Genomic DNA, 1900 nt, shown 5'->3' on the forward strand with positions numbered 1-1900 from the left:
ATGATGATCTTGCGGCCGACCAGGTCTTCCGGCTTGTAGAACAAGGCGATGCCGGCCACCAGGGTGCGGGTGCCGTCGCCGGTATCGATTTTCAGCTTCAGGAGTTTGTCGGCCTTTTCCACTTTCTCCGCTTCCAGCACCTTGGCCACGACCATCTGCACTTTCTTGAAGTCCTCGATCTCGATGACGTCGGAGGAGGCAGCATCCCGATCGGCTGAAGAAAGAGGCGCGGCCTCAGTTTCCCCAAAAAAGACCTTGCCGTCGACGCGAGGGAACAACTGCGTTCCGGGCAGGATGGAAAAAACTTCGGGCAGATCCTGCCAGCCGATACCTTGCGCGGGAGCGTTGAAAATGGCGCGCACCTTGGTGGCGGTTTCGGTCAGGATGGGGGCCAGCAGCGTATTGACGCTCAGGATGGCCCGGGCTAGGGTCTTCAGCACCCCGGCCAGGCGCGGCCGGTTCGCCTCGTCCTTGGCCAGGTTCCACGGCTGGGCCTCCACGATATAACGGTTGAGCTGATTGATGTACTCAAAAATGGCTTCGAGGCCGCGATTGAACTGGTAGCCGTCGAAGCAGTCGAGGACCGTCTTTTCGAGGGCGCCGTAGCGCCCGCGGATCCCTTCCTCCTTGTCGGTGTAAGCGGCGGGTCGGTCGAAGGAGTTGGCGAAGTATTTTTCGATCATGCCGGTCGTGCGCGAGACCAGGTTGGCCCAGTCGTTGGTCAGGTCGGTGTTCACGCGGTTGATGAAGCCCTCGTGGGAGAAGTTGCCGTCGGCGCCGATGGAGGCCTCGCGCATCAGAAAATAGCGGATAGCGTCGGGGTTGAAGTGCTTCAGCAGGATGTGCGGGTCGAGGACGTTGCCGCTGGACTTGGATATCTTCTTCTCGTCCTTCAGCCACCAGCCGTGGATCAGCTCCTTTTTGGGCAGGGGCAGGCCGGCGGCCATCAGGAAAGCCGGCCAGTAGACGGCATGGTACTTGAGGATGTCCTTGGCCATGATGTGCAGGTCGGCCGGCCAGAACGCATTGAAGCGCTCGCCCTCGCCGAGGTAGTCAATAGCGGTGATGTAGTTTGAGAGGGCGTCGAACCAGACGTAGATCGTCTGCTGCGGGTCGCCGGGAACCGGTACCCCCCACTTGACCGTAGAGCGGGTGACGCTTAGGTCGCGCAGCCCCATCTTGACGAAGGAAACCACCTCGTTCATGCGCGAGCGCGGCGTGACGAATTCGGGATTCTCCTCGTAGAATGTCAACAGCCGGTCGCCGTAGGCCGACAGACGGAAGAAGTAGCATTTTTCCTTGACGCGGTTGTCGGTGGGCCGGCCGCAGTCGGGGCAGGTCCTTTTGCCGTCAGCCGTCTCCTCGACGCTGTCGGGGATGAAATTCTCGCAGGAGATACAGTAGTGGCCGGCGTATTCGCCGAGGTAGATGTCCCCCTTCTCCCTGACCTTGGCAAAGATCTTTTGCACGCCCTTGATGTGGACGTCGTCGGTGGTGCGGATGAAATGGTCGTAATCGATATTCAATGTCTGCCAGAGCTGCTTGAAGCTCTTCACCATCGAGTCGGCGAGCTGCTTGGGGGTCAGCTCCTGCTTGCTGGCGCTCTTTTCGATTTTCTGTCCGTGCTCGTCGGTCCCGGTCAAGAACAGGACCTGGTAGCCGCGCTGCTGCTTGTAGCGCTTGATGACGTCGGCCAATATGGTGGTGTAGGCATGGCCGATGTGCGGAACGTCATTGACGTAGTAAATAGGGGTGGTCAGGTAAAACTTCGGCATGCTGATCTCCTGTCGCCTGCAGAGGAGCAAATTATAGCATAAAATCCAGCAGCGAAAAAGGGTGGCGGCGGGCCGGGAAAGGGATTACTGGAAACTGATTTTCAGCGGTTTGGTGTCTTCCTTGT

The 1900-nt window shown here is 59.1% G+C and carries 1 protein-coding gene; it reads right to left on the bottom strand.

Going from position 1 to position 1900, the window contains the following annotated elements; all coding sequences use genetic code 11:
• Positions 1 to 1775: methionine--tRNA ligase (metG, locus tag NTW95_11305; GenBank protein ID MCX6557996.1), on the bottom strand; the 1775-nt coding region annotated here is incomplete at its 3' end.
• Positions 1776 to 1900 lie beyond the last annotated feature (125 nt).

The organism is Candidatus Aminicenantes bacterium (genome assembly GCA_026393795.1).
In the GTDB taxonomy this organism is placed as follows: domain Bacteria; phylum Acidobacteriota; class Aminicenantia; order UBA2199; family UBA2199; genus UBA2199.